General features: G+C 64.7%; 17 protein-coding genes. 4 read left to right on the plus strand and 13 right to left on the minus strand.

Annotated elements, in window-relative coordinates; genetic code table 11:
• Positions 1–9: 9 nt before the first annotated feature.
• Entirely contained in the window at positions 10–2,742 is a 2,733-nt protein-coding gene (ppc, locus tag OOT33_RS10360) for a phosphoenolpyruvate carboxylase (RefSeq protein ID WP_307749947.1), read from the plus strand.
• A 183-nt stretch (positions 2,743–2,925) separates the two neighbouring features.
• Here ppc and OOT33_RS10365 read toward each other — a convergent pair whose 3' ends face one another.
• Together OOT33_RS10365 and OOT33_RS10370 are read right to left on the minus strand one after the other, a co-directional pair.
• A complete protein-coding gene (locus OOT33_RS10365; protein ID WP_307749948.1) occupies positions 2,926–3,492 on the minus strand; it encodes an opacity protein in 567 nt (188 codons plus the stop codon).
• Positions 3,493–3,757: 265 nt separating this feature from the next.
• Complete coding sequence (locus OOT33_RS10370) at positions 3,758–4,210, minus strand: peptidylprolyl isomerase (protein WP_307749949.1); 453 nt, start codon at positions 4,208–4,210, stop codon at positions 3,758–3,760.
• A 146-nt stretch (positions 4,211–4,356) separates the two neighbouring features.
• Here OOT33_RS10370 and mgtE point away from each other — a divergent pair, with 146 nt between their 5' ends.
• Together mgtE and OOT33_RS10380 are read left to right on the plus strand one after the other, a co-directional pair.
• The gene (mgtE, locus tag OOT33_RS10375; protein WP_307749950.1) at positions 4,357–5,808 is read left to right on the plus strand and encodes a magnesium transporter; all 1,452 of its coding nucleotides are present in this window, start codon (positions 4,357–4,359) and stop codon (positions 5,806–5,808) included.
• Positions 5,809–5,839: 31 nt separating this feature from the next.
• Positions 5,840–6,241, plus strand: coding sequence for a DUF1489 family protein (locus OOT33_RS10380; protein ID WP_307749951.1), 402 nt, complete (start codon positions 5,840–5,842; stop codon positions 6,239–6,241).
• 4 nt (positions 6,242–6,245) lie between these two features.
• Here the strand turns inward: OOT33_RS10380 and OOT33_RS10385 are convergent, their stop codons facing one another.
• The 6 genes from OOT33_RS10385 to OOT33_RS10410 form a co-directional block, all read right to left on the minus strand.
• On the minus strand, positions 6,246–6,797 hold the full coding sequence (locus OOT33_RS10385; RefSeq protein WP_307749952.1) for a hypothetical protein: 552 nt from the start codon (positions 6,795–6,797) through the stop codon (positions 6,246–6,248).
• Positions 6,798–6,801: 4 nt separating this feature from the next.
• Positions 6,802–7,350 (minus strand): demethoxyubiquinone hydroxylase family protein, encoded by a 549-nt coding sequence (locus OOT33_RS10390; protein WP_307749953.1) that lies wholly within the window; start codon positions 7,348–7,350, stop codon positions 6,802–6,804.
• A complete protein-coding gene (locus OOT33_RS10395) occupies positions 7,347–7,838 on the minus strand; it encodes a disulfide bond formation protein B (protein WP_307749954.1) in 492 nt (163 codons plus the stop codon). The genes OOT33_RS10390 and OOT33_RS10395 overlap by 4 nt, the downstream gene beginning before the upstream one ends.
• Positions 7,839–7,970: 132 nt before the next feature.
• On the minus strand, positions 7,971–9,320 hold the full coding sequence (locus OOT33_RS10400; RefSeq protein ID WP_307749955.1) for a S41 family peptidase: 1,350 nt from the start codon (positions 9,318–9,320) through the stop codon (positions 7,971–7,973).
• A 93-nt stretch (positions 9,321–9,413) separates the two neighbouring features.
• Entirely contained in the window at positions 9,414–10,658 is a 1,245-nt protein-coding gene (locus OOT33_RS10405) for a peptidoglycan DD-metalloendopeptidase family protein (RefSeq protein ID WP_307749956.1), read from the minus strand.
• Between the two features lie 4 nt (positions 10,659–10,662).
• Entirely contained in the window at positions 10,663–11,088 is a 426-nt protein-coding gene (locus OOT33_RS10410) for a 23S rRNA (pseudouridine(1915)-N(3))-methyltransferase RlmH (protein WP_307749957.1), read from the minus strand.
• A gap of 146 nt (positions 11,089–11,234) precedes the next feature.
• Here OOT33_RS10410 and OOT33_RS10415 point away from each other — a divergent pair, with 146 nt between their 5' ends.
• Positions 11,235–12,437, plus strand: coding sequence for a phytanoyl-CoA dioxygenase family protein (locus OOT33_RS10415; RefSeq protein ID WP_307749958.1), 1,203 nt, complete (start codon positions 11,235–11,237; stop codon positions 12,435–12,437).
• Between the two features lie 38 nt (positions 12,438–12,475).
• On the opposite strand, the gene rsfS is transcribed toward OOT33_RS10415, so the two are convergent.
• From rsfS to OOT33_RS10440, 5 genes are all read right to left on the minus strand, one after another.
• Positions 12,476–12,805 carry a ribosome silencing factor gene (gene rsfS / locus OOT33_RS10420; RefSeq protein ID WP_307750361.1) on the minus strand — a complete coding sequence of 110 codons (330 nt, stop codon included), beginning with the start codon at positions 12,803–12,805 and terminating at the stop codon, positions 12,476–12,478.
• A 100-nt stretch (positions 12,806–12,905) separates the two neighbouring features.
• Positions 12,906–13,538: a nicotinate-nucleotide adenylyltransferase gene (locus OOT33_RS10425; RefSeq protein ID WP_307749959.1), complete on the minus strand. Its 633-nt coding sequence runs from the start codon at positions 13,536–13,538 to the stop codon at positions 12,906–12,908.
• Between the two features lie 146 nt (positions 13,539–13,684).
• The gene (dxs, locus tag OOT33_RS10430; RefSeq protein ID WP_307749960.1) at positions 13,685–15,607 is read right to left on the minus strand and encodes a 1-deoxy-D-xylulose-5-phosphate synthase; all 1,923 of its coding nucleotides are present in this window, start codon (positions 15,605–15,607) and stop codon (positions 13,685–13,687) included.
• Between the two features lie 80 nt (positions 15,608–15,687).
• Positions 15,688–16,158 (minus strand): transcriptional repressor, encoded by a 471-nt coding sequence (locus tag OOT33_RS10435; protein ID WP_307749962.1) that lies wholly within the window; start codon positions 16,156–16,158, stop codon positions 15,688–15,690.
• Positions 16,159–16,203: 45 nt separating this feature from the next.
• The gene (locus OOT33_RS10440) at positions 16,204–17,580 is read right to left on the minus strand and encodes a glutamate--cysteine ligase (RefSeq protein WP_307749963.1); all 1,377 of its coding nucleotides are present in this window, start codon (positions 17,578–17,580) and stop codon (positions 16,204–16,206) included.
• Positions 17,581–17,599 lie beyond the last annotated feature (19 nt).

A 17,599-nucleotide genomic window follows, 5' to 3' on the forward strand; every position in this document is an offset into this window, starting at 1 on the left:
AATCGCGCTATGGCTGACCGATCCGTTCCTTCCGCTGCACCGGAGGCGACGATCACGCAAAATCCTGACATCCGCTATCTCGGGCGGCTGCTGGGTGACGTGATTCGCGCCTATGGTGGTGACAAGCTTTACCGGCAAACCGAATATATCCGGTCCGTCTCGGTCGACCGCGCGCGTGGCGTGGAGGGCGCGGACGTGGCGGATACTGGCCTCGGCGCGCTGAGTCTTGACGACACGCTCGATTTCGTGCGCGGGTTCATGCTGTTTTCGATGCTGTCCAACCTGGCGGAAGACCGGCAGGGCGCAGGTGCGGATATGGGCGCTTCCTTTGCAGAGGCGGTGGCCGGGCTGGAGCAGCATGGCATCGGGCGCGCGCAGGTCGCGCAGATGTTGGGCAACGCGCTGATCGCGCCGGTGCTCACCGCGCACCCGACCGAGGTGCGCCGCAAGTCGATGATCGACCACAAGAACCGCATCGCCGAGCTGATGCGGCTGCGCGATGCGGGGCGTGGCGAGACGGATGAGGGCGAGCCGCTCGACGAAGCGATCATGCGCCAGATCGCGCTGCTGTGGCAAACGCGCCCGCTGCGGCGCGAGCGGCTATATGTGCAGGACGAGATCGACAATGTGCTCGCCTATTTCCGCGACGTGTTTCTCGCCGCCCTGCCTGCGCTCTATGCCCGGTGGGAGCGGGAACTGGGTCACCGCCCGCCCAGCTTCCTGCGCGTTGGTAACTGGATCGGCGGCGACCGCGACGGCAACCCCTATGTTCAGGCAGAGCAGCTGCGCTCCGTGCTGGGGCGCGGATGCGAGGCGGCGCTGCAGCATTATCTCGATGCCATCCATGCCTTGGGCGCGGAACTGTCGATTTCTACCGAACTGGCAACGGTGCCCGAGGCGGTGCTGGCGCTGGCGAAGGCAAGTGGAGACAACAGCCCCAGCCGCGCGGACGAGCCCTATCGTCGTGCGATTTCCGGTATCTACGCCCGCCTGGCCGCCACGCATGAGGCGCTGATCCGCCGGGCTCCGCCGCGCCCGTCCGCGCTCAAAGGCGTGCCTTATACCGGCCCGGCGGAGCTGCGCGCCGATCTCGTCACCATTGCTCAGGGTCTGGCGAGCGGCGGCGAGGGTATGCTCTCCACCGGCGGCAAGCTCGGGCGGTTGATCCGTGCGGTGGAGACATTCGGTTTCCATCTTGCCACGCTCGACATGCGCCAGAACAGCGCGGTGCATGAGCGCGTCGTGGCGGAGCTGCTTGGACATGCCGGGGTCGAACCGGATTATCCCGCGCTCGATGAGGCTGCGCGGGTGGCGCTGCTCCGGCGCGAACTTGCGACCAACCGCCCGCTCGGCTCGCGCTTCACCCTCTATAGCGAGGAAACGGCGAGCGAGCTGGCGATCCTCGAGGCCGCAGCCCAGGCGCATGCGGTCTACGGCCCGGTGGCGATCCAGCAATATATCGTCAGCAAGGCCGAAAGCGTGTCGGACTTGCTGGAAGTGGCCGTGCTGCTCAAGGAAGTCGGTCTGTGGCGCGTGGCAGAAGGTGCGCAGGGGCCAGATTCTGCCGTGGCGCTGACGGTGAACTGCGCGATCATGCCGGTGCCGCTGTTCGAGACGATCGCGGATCTTGAGGCGGCGCCGGAGGTGATGCGCGCATGGTTCGCCCTGCCCGAGATCGGCGCGCTCACGCGCGCGCGCGGCCATCAGGAAGTGATGATCGGCTATTCGGACAGCAACAAGGATGGCGGCTATCTCACCTCGAACTGGAGCCTCTATCAGGCGAGCGAAGCGCTGGCCCCGGTGTTCGCCGAGGCGGGCGTCGCCATGCAGCTGTTCCACGGGCGCGGCGGGGCGGTAGGGCGCGGCGGCGGCTCGGCCTTCGCGGCGATCCGTGCACAGCCCGCAGTGTCGGTGCAGGGGCGCATCCGCATCACCGAGCAGGGGGAAGTGATCGCCGCCAAGTTCGGCACGCCGGATGTCGCCGCCGCCAATCTGGAGGCGATGACCGCTGCGACGTTGCTCGCCACGCTGGAGCCGCAGCAGCTCAGCCAGCGGGACACCGCGCGTTTCGCGGCCGCCATGGAGCAGCTTTCTGCGCGCGCGTTCGCCGCCTATCGCGGGCTTGTCTACGAGACAGACGGGTTCAAGACCTTCTTCCGTCAGCTGACGCCGATCCAGGAGATTGCTGGGCTCAAGATCGGCTCCCGCCCGGCGAGCCGCACCAAGAGCGACGCGATCGAGGATCTGCGGGCAATTCCGTGGGTGTTCGGCTGGTCTCAGGCGCGGGTGATGCTGCCCGGCTGGTATGGTGTCGGCGCCGCTCTCAGCGAGTTTGCGGACAAGGCGCTGATCAAGGACATGGCGCAGGCATGGCCGTTCCTGCAAGCGACGCTGGCGAACATGGAGATGGTGCTGGCAAAGTCTGACCTGGACATCGCGGCGCGCTATCTGCCGCTGGTGGAGGATCAGATGGCGGCAAACGCCATTTTCGGGCGCATTCGCGACGGTTGGCATGGGGCGCATGATGGGTTGCTCGCTGCCACCGGCCAGAACCGGCTGCTGGAGCAGAACCCGGCGCTCGATCGCTCGATCCGGTTGCGGCTACCCTATATCGAGCCGTTGAATCTCTTGCAGGTCGAATTGCTGAAGCGCCATCGTGGTGGGGAGGACGATGCGCGTATCAAGGAAGGCATCGAGCTGACGATCAACGCTATCGCAACGGCACTGCGCAACAGCGGATAGGCGCTCCCGCTGCCCGGACGGGAAGCGAGAGCGCCGGTCACTTAACTTACTTTAGAGCGCGCTGCGTTAAATCTGGATCGGTCAGCGCGCTCTAAGTTTTTGTTTTACCGCATCGTTTTGGCGCAAAACCGGTTCCCACCCTTCGACAAGCTCAGGACAGGCTTTTGCGCACGATGCCCTAGTTTAGAACTTCGCGACGAGACCAGCCATCGGGCGGATCGAGCGGAAGTTGCCCATGGTGTCGACCTGCATACGAAGGCGGATGTTGCTGTTGTCGCCTTCCTGCATGCCGAAGTCCACAGGAGACAGTTCAAGGCCCGCGCCATAGGTCATACCGTCATGATCGCGGCCGTTGACTCCCTGGCTGTCAAGATTGACCCAGCGGTAGCCGACCTTGCCGAAGATCATGCTGTCCTTGCCCGCGCGGATACCCACTCGGCCAGCAGCGCCATATTCCCAATCGATGTCCCCGGTGAAGCCCTTGGCAACGCTACCCTCGCCGCCGACCGTAAGCGGGCCGAGGTCGATGTTGGCGCCCACGACGCCTTCAACGATGCCGCCTTCGGTGCTGCCGGGAATGCCGAGATTGTTGCGCTCGCTGTCGAAATCTTCGTAACCGCCCATCACGCCCGCATAGAGCTGAAAGCGCGAATTGGAGGGTACGCCGTCGTCACCGCCATCATTCTGGGCATATGCGGCGGCAGGGATGAGCGACGCAGCGCCGAGCGCCGCCAGAAGCAGTGTTTTCATCATTCTGAACCTTTTGCTGTTGCTGTTGTTCCGGTTTGGACCCGGCGGCCAGCAGATGCGCCGTTGATGGTGGCGCGCTGACAGGGGGTTGAATGCTTCGGCTAGGCGGCGGTTGCACAACTCGTCGCAACAAACTCACTCTGCGAAGTAAAAGTGGCCAAAATGTCACTCTTTATGAACACAGGATAACCAAACTGGTCTCGCCAACGAAAAAGGCGGGGATATCGCCCCGCCTCATCCAAAAATAATCGCGCAGTAGTGGCGTTCAGGCGACCGTTGCCTTCACGATCTTGCCGGGCTTGGCTGGCGGCTCGCCCTTGGGCAGTGCGTCGACATGCTCCATGCCGCTCTCCACCACGCCCCACACGGTATATTGCCTATCGAGGAAGGTGGCGTCATCGAAGCAGATGAAGAACTGGCTGTTGGCGCTGTTCGGGTTCTGCGCCCGCGCCATCGAGCACACGCCGCGCACATGCGGCTCGGCGTTGAACTCGGCCTTGAGGTCCGGCAGCTCCGATCCGCCCATGCCGGTTCCGGTCGGGTCGCCGCCCTGCGCCATGAAGCCGGGGATTACGCGGTGGAACACCACGCCGTCATAAAAGCCCTGTTTCGCCAGCGTGCTGATGCGCTCGACATGGCCGGGCGCGAGATCGGGGCGCAGTTTGATGACGACGTCGCCGCCGCTGTCGAGGGAGAGGGTAAGGGTGTCGTCGGCCATGGCAGTCGCTCCGTTTCGGACAAGGTAAGATGTCGGCTCATATAGCGGCTCACGCGCGCAGGAAAAGGCAAATCGCCTTGCAATTCGCTGAGGCATAAGCGAAAGCGAGCCGATGATCAGCCAGCCGGAAACCGAGGGAGACGTTGATGAACGAGACCGACGCATCTCCCGCGCGCGAAGCTGTCGCCGCTGACGATCCCGCACTCGCCGCCGATGCGGTTGCGCCCGAATCCCGCCATGACGAGGATGATCGGCTGAAGCCCGAATATGTTTCCGCCGTGCTCGATGCGGTGGAGGCGGGTGACAGCGAGCGCGCGCGCGAACTTGTGGCCCCTTTGCACCCGGCTGACGTTGCCGACCTGATCGAGCTGACCCCGGCCGACGAGCGCGCCGACGTTATCGCCGCGCTGGGTGATCTGGTGAGCGGCGAGGTGTTCTCTGAGCTCAACGATTATGTCCGTGACGATGTGATCGAGGAGATGGAGCCCGCCCAGGTGGCGGAGCTGGCCGCCGAGCTCGATACCGACGACGCCGTTGCCTTGATCGAGGACCTGGAGGAAGAAGACCAGCAGGCGGTGCTCGACGCAATGGAGCCGGAAGACCGCGCCGCCATCGAAAGCGCGCTGTCCTACCCGGAGGAATCCGCCGGTCGCCTGATGCAGCGCGATCTTGTCGCCGTGCCGCAGCACTGGTCGGTCGGGCAGGTGATCGACTATCTGCGCGAGGCGAGCGCGCTGACCACCGACTTCTGGGAAATCTTCGTGGTGGACGAGCGCCATCACCCGATCGGCAGCTGCCAGTTGAGCTGGGTGCTCACCTGCCCGCGCTCCGTTTCGGTCAGCGATGTGATGAAGCGCGAGCAGACGCTGATCCCGGTCGATATGGATCAGGAAGAGGTGGCGCTGCGCTTCCAGAAATATGCGCTCATCTCCGCCGCCGTGGTCGATCCCACCGGGCGGCTGGTGGGCATGATCACGGTCGACGATATTCTGCACATCGTGCAGGAGGAAGCGGGCGAAGACATCCTGCGCCTCTCCGGTGCGGGCGATGGCGACATCAACGAGCCGGTGATGGACAGCTACAAGGCGCGGGTGCGCTGGCTGCTCTCCAACCTGCTCACCGCGCTGCTCGCTTCCTCGGTCATCCGCCTGTTCGAGGGCACGATCGAGCAGATGGTGGCATTGGCCACGCTGATGCCGATCGTCGCGGGCGTCGGCGGCAATGCAGGCAGCCAGACCATGGCGGTTACGGTGCGCGCGCTCGCCACCAACCAGATCACGGCGTCGAACACCTGGCGCACGATCTTCCGCGAGATGCGGGTGGCGCTGCTCAACGGCGCAACGGTGGCGGTGGTCATCGGCATCGGTGTCACCCTGGTGTTCAGCAATCCGGCGCTGGGCGGCGTGATTGCGGCGGCGATGCTGACCAACATCGTCACCGCCGGGCTGGCGGGCGCGGCGATCCCGCTTATCTTTGACCGTTTCGATGCTGACCCGGCGGTGGCTTCGTCCATCTTCGTGACCATGATCACCGACTCGATGGGCTTTTTCGCGTTCCTCGGGCTGGCGACGCTGGCGGGCCTCACCGGCGGCGCTTGAAAACGCTCCGCGCCAAAGCCATCTCCCGCCCATGCCGCTTCATCTCACGAAAATCGCCTTCGGGTGCGAGAGCGCCGAGGATCTGGCCTCCCGGTTGGCCCGCCGCACGGCCGAGGGCGAAGTGCGCCTCACCACGCGCTATGCCCCAAAGCGCATGGATGAGCTGGCCGGGGGCTCGCTCTACTGGATCCACGGCCATATGCTCGTGGGGCGCAGCCCGCTGATCGGGTTTGAGGACAATGGCGAGGGCCGCTGGTGGCTCAAGATCGAGCCGCGCCTGATCCCCGTTCTCCCGGCGCCCAAGCGCGCCCATCAGGGTTGGCGCTATCTGGCGGACAAAGACGCCCCGCGTGATCTCAACGAGGGAGAGACTTCGGGCGACGTCCTCCCCGCCGGGATGGCAATGGAGCTGGGGCGGCTCGGGCTGGTTTGACCCGTTATTTGGCTTCGGTGCCTTCCGCCGCTTTCGCCGCGGCCTCTGCCTTGGCCTTCTCCTCCGCCTTCACCCGCGCTTCGATTTCCTCCGAGTCGGCGTCGATAGTCCCAAGGCGCTTGGCGCGTTCCGCCGCAACCAGATCGGCCCAGCTCTTGTCACCCATCGCCGATCGCTCTGCCTTGGCCTGCTTTGCAAGTTTAGAGAAGCAGCCGGTAAAGCTGTTGGCGCCGCCCACCGGCGAACAGCTCTGGATGCCGCCCACGCCGACATATTCGATCGAGCGGACACGGCTGGTCCATGCCTCGTTCTTGGTCGAGCCGATTTCCTCGCCCCTCAGTTCCTTGGGAATGCGATAGCGGTCTTTCTCGTCCTGCCGCGCACAGACAAGGATTTCGTCACTCGCGCTGACGGGGCAGGGGTCATCGCCATAAACAATCACCTGCTTGATGCGCGCTTCCTCAGGCCCTGCGGCGGCAGGCGTCTGCGCCAATGCGGGAGAGGCTATGGCAAGGGCCGTCATCGCAAGGGCGAGCAGGGCAGGGGTTTTCAGCATCGTCTCAAATCCTTTTTGAAAGCGCGATCGCCGCGCGGCAGCCCAGACGGATTGCACCGAACAACAGTGGATAGGCGGGTGCATTTTCGGCGCCTTGTGCCAGCGCCGCGTCGCGATGTTCTATTTCCTCCGCCTGAAAATCGCGGATGGCGTGGGAGAGTTCCGGATCATTCTCGCCCAGCTCCGCAAGCTGCTCGGAATAATGGGCGTCGATCTCGGTTTCGATCGCGGCGGTGCACGCCATCGCTGCCTCCGGCCCCAGCGCTGCCGTCGCCGCTCCCAGCGCGAAGCCCGCGACATCCCACAAAGGCTGGAGTAGTGTGGGGCGCACGCCGCGCCGCGCCATCATCGCGTCGAAGTGGACGCGGTGCCGCTCTTCCTGTGCCGCCATAGCGGCGATCGAGCGCGCCATTGGGTGCCGGTTGCCCATGACCGCTATCTGCCCGGCATAGATCCGGGTTGCGCCATACTCGCCTGCCTGATCGACGCGGAGCATGGCGGCGCGGTCGGCCTTGCGCGGCTGCACCGGGCGGGGAAAGTCCTTCATCATCATCCTCTCCGGCAGCGCAGGAGCAAAGCAGCAATTAGTGCCGCAGCACCGAGCGAGAACAGCGCGTTAAACCCAGCGAGAGAGATGCCGAGCAGCGTCCAGGGCGCCACATCGCAGCGAATCAGCGGCGCATTCATGATGCTGTTCAGCATATCCTGCGCCGTTTCGCCGGTGGTCGAGGCGGTGCAGGTGGTCAGCCCCTCCCACCAGCCATATTCCACGCCGGCATGAAACACGCCGATGGCGCCGCTCACGGCGATTGCCAGCGCCGCCAGCGCTGTGAACAGAAACGCGATCTGCGGCCGCGCGCGCAGTACATAGGCATCCAGTGCAAAGAAGATTGCAAGCAGATGGGGCCAGCGTTGCCACATGCACATCTCGCAGGGGAACAGCCCACCCACATATTGCGACAGTAGCGCTCCGCCCAGCAGCAGCACGGGCGTCAACAGCGCGATCAGGCGGGCACGGGCAAGGGCAGCGGCGGGCGTCATAAGTCTTCTATAGGCTTATCCGGTATCGAGGTCACCACGCCATTGTGCTGGATCAAAATGGAACCGATGATGAATGATGTTTCCCAAATTCGCCTCGGTGGCGAATTCGGGTTTCGACACCGGCCCGCCCTCCTATTTTCCCGCAGCCTTCTTCAGCGCGTCCGTGGCCTTCGCGCCCTTCACCGGCGCCTTGCCGAGCCGTCCGAGTGTCTTGACGGCATAATTGAGCTGGAAATCGGTGACGCCCTGCGCTTTGAGCTGCTCCGCAGTCATGGCGAAGCGCGGATCGGCCTTGATGTCTTCCTCCAGCGTCGGGTCGGTGGCCTTGGCCTCGTTGAGGAGGTGGCGGCGCAGATCCGATTCGCGCACCGGCTGGCGCAGCTTGTAATCGGGGTCTGACAGCTGCGGCACGCGCACGTCGGGCTTGATGCCGCCTTCCTGGATCGAGCGGCCGGACGGCGTGTAATAGCGCGAGGTCGTGAGCTTGATGCCGGTTTGCTCGCTGATCGGGATCACGGTCTGCACGCTGCCCTTGCCGAAGCTGCGCTCGCCCATGATCAGCGCGCGGTGATGATCCTGCAACGCGCCGGCGACGATCTCGGATGCCGAGGCCGAGCCGCCGTCGATCAGCACGATCACCGGCGCGCCGCCGGTATCGTCGAGCTTGTCGGCATAATAGCGGCGAATGTCCGCCTTGTTGCGTCCGCGGTCGGATACGACCTCGCCGCCGTCAAGGAACACGCCCGAAACGCCGACCGCCTCGCCCAATATACCGCCGGGGTTGGAGCGCAGATCGAGCACATAGCCGGTGGGCTTGCGGCCCAGCGCCTTGTTGATGCCGCGCACAGCCTCCTTCACATCCGCGCCCGTGTTGGCCGAAAACTCGTTGATGTTGATGATGCCGATGCCGTCCTTCACCTCCCATTTCACGGGCTTGAGGTCGATCTTCTCGCGCACCAGATCGACGTCAAAGGGCTTGTCACGCCCCGGCCGCACGATCGTGAGCTTGATCGGCGTTCCCGCCGGGCCGCGCATCTTCGCCACCGCCTCGTCGAGCGTGACGTCATAGATCAACTCGCCGTTGATGTAGGTGATGTAGTCGCCGGACTTGAGGCCCGCGCGATAGCCCGGCGTATCCTCGATCGGCGCGATGATCTTCACCGCGCCATCCTCCATCGTCACGGAAAGGCCGAGGCCGCCATAAGAGCCTTCCAGCTTGATCGCCAGGTTCTGGAAGTCGCTCTCGTCGAGATAATTGGAGTGCGGATCGAGGCTGGAAAGCATGCCCGCGATCGCGCCGCGGATCAGCTTTTCGTCGTCCACCTTGTCGACATAGTCAGAGCGCACCTTCTGGAACACGTCCATGAACTCGCCGATGACGGCGTAATTGGTGGCGTCCGCCTCGGCCAGCGCGGCGGTGGTGGCGGGGACGAGCGCCAGCGCCGAAAGAGCACATGCATTCCGGAGAAAATTCGATTTCATGAAAAGCGTTCCATAGAGTTCCCGGGCGGTTATAGGGAGAAGCCCAAGCCGCGCAAAGCGTTGTTTTGGAGCGATGGCGTAAAGGAACGGTTTTCAGGAACCCCCGCCGGTCATTGCCAGGATGTCCACAGGGCGCCCCTGCCGCCGCAGTTCCACCGTGATCGTGGGGTCGGCTGACGTGCCAGCCACGCCGAGCGGCGCGCCCTGGCGCACGCCTTCGCCTACCCGCGCGGTGATGCGCGCCAGGTCGGTGACGAGGCTGACCCAGCCGCCGCCATGATCGACGATGATGATCTGGCCAAAGCCGCGATATGGCCCGGCAAAGACGATGCGGCCGTCCGCAGGCGCAACAATCTGCGCCCCCGGCTGCGCGGCAATGGTAAGCCCGCGCGAGCGCACGCCGCTTTGCGACAGCTCGCCCATACCGGTGACGATCACCCCAACGACAGGGAGCCGGTAGGCCGGAGGACCGCCTGTTCCGGAGCGTGCGTCCTCGCCCGGCTCCGGCAGTGCATCCGCTTGCCCGGGAAAGCGCGGGCGCAGTTCCGGCCCCGGCAGGCTCGCGAGGCGGGTGCGCACATCGCCTGCCGCCTCCAGCTCCTGCATCAGTGCGCCGATATCGCGCGCTTCCTCGCCCAGCGCGGTGGCGCGTTCGGCCTCGATGCTCGCGCCGGAGGCCAGGCCCCGCGCGGCGATGCGCTTCGCAGTCTCAAGTCGGCTGAGCTCTGTGCGTTGCTGCGCCAGCGTGGCGCGCCCGCGCGTCAGGCTCGCCGCCGCCTGCACCGCCATGGCCCGCAGCTGGCGCGAACGGGCCAACTCGGCGCGCAACGCTGCCGTGCGCTGCTGGATGACGGGCAGCACCTGCGCGAACGCCGCGCGCATGTGCACCGCGTCCGTGAGACTGCCGGGTTGCACCAGTGCCAGCACCGGCGGTCTGCGCGCCATGCTCTGGAGCGCGGCGACGAGGCGCACAAGCGGCCCCTGCCGGGCGGCGAGCCGCGCCTGCTGGATGGTGATCATGCGGCTGATGAGCGCAACGCGCACCACGCCCGCGCGCAGTTCCGCCTCGCTCTGCTGAATGCGGGCGGCAAGCACGGCGGACCGGGCGTTGAGCTGGTCCGCCTCGGCCGTGGCGCTGCGCGCGCGCTGCTCCATCTGTCGGGAGACCGCGCGTGCCCGCGCCGCCTGCGCGTTCGCCTGCGCCAGCGCCCGTCGCTGCTCGGCAAAGCTCGTTGCGCGGCCGGAGATGACCTGTTGCTGCGCGGGGAGGGATGCAGAAGCGGAGAGCATGGCCACGCACGCTACAAATCCGCCCATTCTGATCCACCCCGCCCGCATCCCGCTATCCTTCGCGATGATAGGGGTGGTTGGCAAGGATCGATGTCGCGCGCCAGAGCTGTTCGGCCAGCATCGCGCGCGCCATCATGTGCGGCCAGGTCATGCGACCGAAGGCGATGAGGAGGTCAGCGCCCGCGCGCTCCGCCTCGCCAAATCCGTCCGCCGCGCCGATCATCAGCCTGCACTCGCGCATGCCATTGTCGCGCCAGCGGCCCAAAATCTCGGCAAATTCCAAGGAGGAAAGCTGCTTGCCCTTTTCGTCGAGCAACACCGTGACAGACGGCGTCCCGGCTAGTGCGGGCGGCTTCCCGCCGGTATCCGGCATCTCGGAAACGCGCGTCGGCCATGTGATGCGCTTCAGATACCGCTCGACCAGTTCGGCCTCAGCCGACCGTCCGATCTTCCCCCGCGCGATGATGTGAAGCAGCATGAGCCCGCGATAGGCGATTACGCCGCGCCGATAAAGCTCAGTGCGCGCTAACTAAGCCGGCAGGGACAGCGCGTCTGACAGTCAGTGTTGCTTGCGGCTGATCAACAAAAGGATTAGACGGTGCGCGCATTTCTTCGGAGCAATGGATGTTGAAACGGCTTTTCAATCGGCGGCAGGCTGGATTAGACATCATCTCCGCAGAAAATCCCGATGAATTTGCAGGAATTGCGCGCATAAGGCTGCGGCTCGACCGGCCTTCTTCTATCTATGTTCGTTCTACAGAAGCGAATACGCCGGAAACGGATCTCGGATCATTCGATGCGGGTGAAGTCGTCGTAAACGTTCATACCCATCTTCTTCCCGTCGGTAAGAACAGCATTGCGATCAGGCAGGTCGGCCAGGATGGCCGCACCAGCAGCCAGATGGTGAGCATGACTGTGGCTGGCGGCGGCGAGCTGTATCAGCAGGTTGCCAGCGCAATGCGCGATCATGGCACGCCCTTGTTCTTCGTGGGGCACTGCGACTCGCGTTTCTATCCCTATCAGGCCTATACCGCCTGGTTCGACAGACCCGATGCGCTCGATCATATCGAGCGAATGCTGCAGGCCGGGCAGGTCGACCGTGCCGAAGCCGACAATCTCAGGCAGTTTGTCGAGCAGGGATATCTGATACTCGAAGACTTGATCGACGCCGCGCTCATCGGGAAGGTGAATGCGGAAATCGATGCTGCGGTCGCCTCGGGCTATCAGGGCTATGAATATGGATCGAGCCAGCGCATTGAGCATCTTCACAAACATAATGCCGCCATCCGCAAGCTGTGGCTGGATCAACGCCACCGCCGCTATGTCGACCTGATTTTCGGAGAGCGCGCGCGGCCTTGCCAAACATTGACCTACGTGTTCGGCAGCCAGCAGGGCATGCATCAGGATACCATCCATCTGACGCCTTTTCCTGCGGGCTTTATGTGCGGAACATGGATCGCCCTTCAGGATGTTCAGCCGGATAGCGGTGAACTGCTGGTCTATCCCGGCAGCCACCGTCATAAGCGCGTGCGCATGGCAGATCATGGCCTGCCAAAGATCATCGACGGCGATTGGCAAGGCTTTGTCGACGTCGTCGGGGCGGAGTGGGAGCGGATGGCGGACTGCCACGAACCCGTAGTTTATCGCCCCCGGCAGGGGACGGTGCTGATATGGCACGAAAACCTGCTCCATGCCGGGTCCGAACGAAAAGACCCGACGGTTCCGCGCCGTTCAATCGTTATCCATTCCTTCGCCGATGGCGCGGTCGGATATTATGACAGCACCGGCCTCAACGCGTCAGCTGCTCCTATTGAGGCCTGTCAGTAGGCGCATCGATGGCCTGAGAGCGCCGAAGGAGCGCAAGGTCAGTGCGCGGTCGCCTGTGCCGGGGCCGCGGGGGCGTCGGTGAAGCCCCACATGCGCTCCAGGTTGTAGAAGCTGCGCACTTCGGGGCGGAACAGGTGGACGATCACGTCGCCCGCGTCGATCAGCACCCAGTCCGCCGCGGGCAGGCCCTCGATGCGCGCGATCTGCCCCGTCTCCTTCTTGATCCGCTCGGCCAGCTTCTGCGCCATCGCCGCGACATGGCGCGACGAGCGCCCTGACGCGATCACCATGTGGTCCGCGATGCTGCTCTTGCCGGCAAGGGGGATGGAGATGGTTTCCTGCGCCTGATCGTCGTCGAGCGACTGCATCACCAGGGCATGGAGGTCTTCGGGCGAGGAACCGGCGCTTGTGCTGGCCGGTGCGCTGGCGCTGTGTGTGGCGGTCAAGGGTGCTCCTTCATGGGTGGGATCATACCGGGATCATGCGACGGGTGAGGGGATCGCGCTGTCGCGCGCCCTCATGTTCGCGGTGCCAGAGAGGGATAGCCTGCCTGAGCAGGGTTGCCGACCGTGGATCAGGGCGAAAGCGCAAATGCACGAGCGCCGGTGGTCTCCAGTGCGTCCAGTTGCTGGCGTGGTCTGCGGGCCGGACGGTGCGCCGCAGCCAGTTCGCCGCCGGAGAGCCGCGAACGGCTGCATTATAGCCCGGTCGCGCAATAACGGCAATGGGCATGATGCGCGCAATGCCGCGCCAGTTCTTCCACTTGCCGAATTGGAGCAGATTGTCTCCACCCATCAGCCAGATGAAGCGGTGGCGCGGGAAGCGGCGAGTGAGGGCGCGGAGCGTATCGACGGTGAAGCGTGTGCCCAGCTGCGCCTCGATGGTCGTGGGGCGGATCGGCGCGCGTCTGACCTGCGTGCGGGCGCTCCGCAACCGGGCGGAAAGGGGCGCCATCCCCGATGCGGGTTTGAGCGGATTGCCCGGCGACACCAGCCACCACACTTCATCCAGCCCCAGCGCGGTTCGCGCGGCGAGGCTGATCGCGCGATGCCCGCCATGCGCCGGGTTGAACGATCCGCCGAGCAGGCCGATGCGCCTCATTCGGCCTCCATGCCGTGAGTTCTCGACACGTCGTCATGCTGAACTCGTTTCAGCATCCATCCATCCTCTTGGAGCTGCATTTGATGGGACGATGGACGCCGAATCATGTTCGGGATCACGGGGAAAAGGCGAAGACTAGGCGCCAATCAGGCGATCGCCTCGTTCACGCCCGCGCTGTTGTGGCGCAGCGCGGCAAGGACGGTGTTGACGATGCCATCCGCGTCCAGCCCGGCGTCGGCATATTGCTTTTCGGGCTTGTCCTGATCCTGAAACACATCCGGCAGGCGCAGGGTGCGCAGCTTCAGCCCGGCGTCGATCAACCCATCGTCGCTCGCAAGGGTGAGCACATGCGCGCCCAGCCCGCCGATGCTGCCTTCCTCCACCGTGACGCAGACCTCATGCGTCGCGAGCAGCTTGCGGATCAGCGCTTCGTCCAGCGGCTTGGCAAAGCGCAGGTCCGCTACCGTCGTGGGCAAACCGCGCGCATCCAGCGCGTCGGCGGCCTTCAGCGCCTCCTCCAGCCGGGTGCCGAGCGAGAGGATGGCAACCTTCTTGCCCTCGCGTACCACGCGGCCCTTGCCGATCTCCAGCCGCTGCGGCGTTTCGGGCAGCGGCACGCCCACGCCGTTGCCGCGCGGATAACGCACCGCGATCGGGCCGCTGTCGTGGCAGGCGCAGGTGTGGACCATGTGCACCAGCTCCGCCTCGTCGGCGGCGGCCATCACCACCATGTTGGGCAGCGTGGCAAGGTAGGTGATGTCAAAGCTGCCCGCGTGAGTGCTGCCATCGGCGCCGACCAGCCCGGCCCGGTCCATTGCAAAGCGCACTGGCAGGTTCTGGATCGCGACATCGTGCACGATCTGGTCATAGGCGCGTTGCAGGAAGGTGGAGTAGATCGCGCAGAACGGGCGCATGCCCTCTGCCGCCAGCCCCGCCGCGAAGGTGACGGCGTGCTGCTCCGCTATGCCGACATCGAAGCAGCGGTCGGGATAGGCATCGGCAAACTTGTCCAGCCCCGTGCCAGACGGCATGGCGGCGGTGATGGCGCAGACCTTGTCGTCGCGCGCGGCCTCGGCGATCAGCGCCTTGGCGAAGACGGAGGTGTAGCTCGGCGGGCCGGGCGGGGCCTTCACCTGCGCTCCGGTGACGACATCGAACTTCTGCACGCCGTGATATTTGTCGTCCGCCGCCTCGGCGGGGGCATAGCCCTTGCCCTTCTGCGTGACGACATGGACGAGGCACGGCCCATCCGCCATATCGCGCACATTTTCGAGCACGGGGATCAGCTGGTCGAGATTATGCCCGTCGATCGGGCCGACATAGTAGAAGCCCAGCTCCTCGAACAAGGTGCCGCCCATCGCCATACCGCGCGCAAATTCGTCCGTCTTCTTCGCGGCGTTGTGCAGCCTGCGCGGCAGGTGCCGAACGACCTTTTTCGCGAGATCGCGCAGGCTCATGAACTCGCGGGAGGAAACGAGCCGCGCGAGATAGGCGGAAAGCCCGCCCACCGGCGGCGCGATCGACATGTCGTTGTCGTTGAGGATCACGACGAGGCGGTTGCCCGCATCGCGCGCGTTGTTCATCGCCTCATAGGCCATGCCGGCGGACATAGCGCCGTCGCCGATCACCGCGATGCCCTTGCCGGGCCGATCCTGCATCTTGTTGGCGATCGCAAAGCCCAAAGCCGCGCTGATGCTGGTGGAGCTGTGCGCCGCGCCAAACGGATCATATTCGCTCTCAGCGCGCTTGGTGAAGCCGGAAAGGCCGCCGCCCTGCCTCAGCGTGCGGATGCGGTCTCGCCTGCCGGTCAGTATCTTGTGCGGATAGCATTGATGGCCGACATCCCAGATCAGCTTGTCACGCGGGGTATCGAACACATAGTGGATCGCCGTCGTCAGCTCCACCACGCCAAGGCCGGAGCCCAGATGGCCGCCGGTCACGCCGACCGCGCTGATCGTCTCCGCGCGCAGTTCGTCGGCCAGCTGACGGAGTTGCTCGGGCTTCAGCGCGCGCAGCTCGGCGGGATCGTTAACCTGATCGAGCAGCGGAGTAGAGGGGCGATCATTCATATGAAAACGGACACTCCATGCCCAAGCATAGACCTTGCCATGCGGACTGTCGAACCCATTGCGTCAGATTGAAACATGTATCAAGGGGCAGTTTCGCACGCCTCGCACCGCCCCTGCACCTCGATCACGGCGCGCTTGGGCGAAAAACTCTGGCGCTCCGCCTGTGTGCGCAGATGGGCGGTGAGGCTATCGTCATCGACATGAATTGCCTTGCCGCATTCGGTGCAGACCAGGAAAATGCAGTCATGCTGGCAACCGGGATGCGCGTTGACCAGATAGGCGTTGGCGCTTTCCACCCGCATTGCGAGGTTGGAGGCTACGAACAGGTCGAGGATGCGATAGATGCTGTTGGGCGCGACCCGCTTGCCGCGCGCGGTGCTCACCGCGTCGGCAATATCATAGGCAGAACGCGGGCGGGGCTGGCTGGCGAGCGTGTCGAAGATTGTCTCGCGCATCGCCGTCCATTGCTCGCCCTGAGCTTCCAGCGCGGCGCGCGCGGCAGAGCGCAGGCGCTCTCCCTCCAGATTGTGATGATGCTGATGCCCTGCCATTTGCCCCAATTTAGGCGGGCTTGGCGGCTGAGACAAGAGCAGGCTTCAGAAGCTCTCTTCCGCATAGACGCGGGAAAGATCCCCTGCCCAGGCACCGTTAAACCGCGCGAGCAGCGATTCGGCGGGCGTCTCTCCCCGGGCCACCACGTCATGCAGCGTAGCGAGATAGCCGGTCTCGTTGTTGCCGCTCGCGTCCAGCCGCGCGCGCGCCGCCAGCCCCGCCTGCGCGATGTCGAGCACATGCCCGGCAATATCCTGCAAGGTTCGCCCGCCCGGCACTGGTGCCTTGAGGCCCAGGCGCGGCACCGCGTCGCGCAGCGTCTGGCGCGCGTCCATGCTCCAGTCCTTCACCAGATCCCATGCGGCGTCGAGCGCGCCTTGATCATAGAGCAGGCCCACCCACAAGGCGGGGAGGGCGCAGATGCGGCCCCACGGCCCGCCGTCCGCCCCGCGCATCTCGAGGAAGCTCTTGAGGCGGACTTCGGGGAAGGCGGTGGAAAGATGGTCGTTCCAGTCCGCAATCGTCGGCTTTTCGCCCGGCAAGGCTGGCAGGCGGCCGTCGAGAAAATCGCGGAAACTCTGGCCCGCCGCATCGATATATTTGCCGTCGCGATAGACGAAATACATCGGCACATCGAGCGCATAGTCGGCATAGCGCTCATAGCCGAAGCCGTCATCGAACACAAAGGGCAACATGCCGGTGCGCGCTGGATCGGTGTCGGACCAGATATGGCTGCGGTAGGACAGCATGCCGTTGGGCTTGCCTTCAGTGAAGGGCGAGTTGGCGAACAATGCGGTGGCGAGCGGCTGCAGCGCCAGCGACGTGCGGAATTTTTTCACCATATCTGCTTCGGACTGATAATCCAGATTGACCTGTATGGTGCAGGTACGCAGCATCATGTCGAGGCCCATCGTGCCCACGCGCGGCATATGGCGCAGCATGATGGCATAGCGGCCCTTGGGCATTACCGGCAGTTCGGCGCGTGTCTTGTCCGGCCACATGCCGAGGCCCAGAAAACCGAGGCCGAGCCTGTCTCCCACTGCCTTCACCTGGGTCAGATGTCGCCCGGTCTCGGCGCAGGTCTGATGCAGGGTCTCCAGCGGCGCCCCCGAAAGTTCGAGCTGTCCCGCAGGCTCAAGACTGATGGTGCCGTCGCTTCCGGACAGGGCGATGACATGCTCGCCCTCAATCACCGGCTCCCAGTCATAATCCGCCGCCAATCCGGCCAGCAGATCGCGGATGCCGCCCGGTTCGTCATAGGATGGCGCGCGATGATCGGCGGTGCGATAGACGAATTTCTCGTGCTCGGTGCCGATGCGCCAGCGCTCCGGCGGCTTTTCGCCGCGCGCGAATACAGAGATCAGCTGATCCCGCGTTTCGATGACGGGATCGTCCGCCGCTGTCTCCGTTCTGGTGCTCATTCGGTCAACCTGCCCCTGT

The organism is Sphingobium sp. DEHP117, assembly GCF_030867385.1.
Taxonomy (GTDB): Bacteria; Pseudomonadota; Alphaproteobacteria; order Sphingomonadales; family Sphingomonadaceae; genus Sphingobium.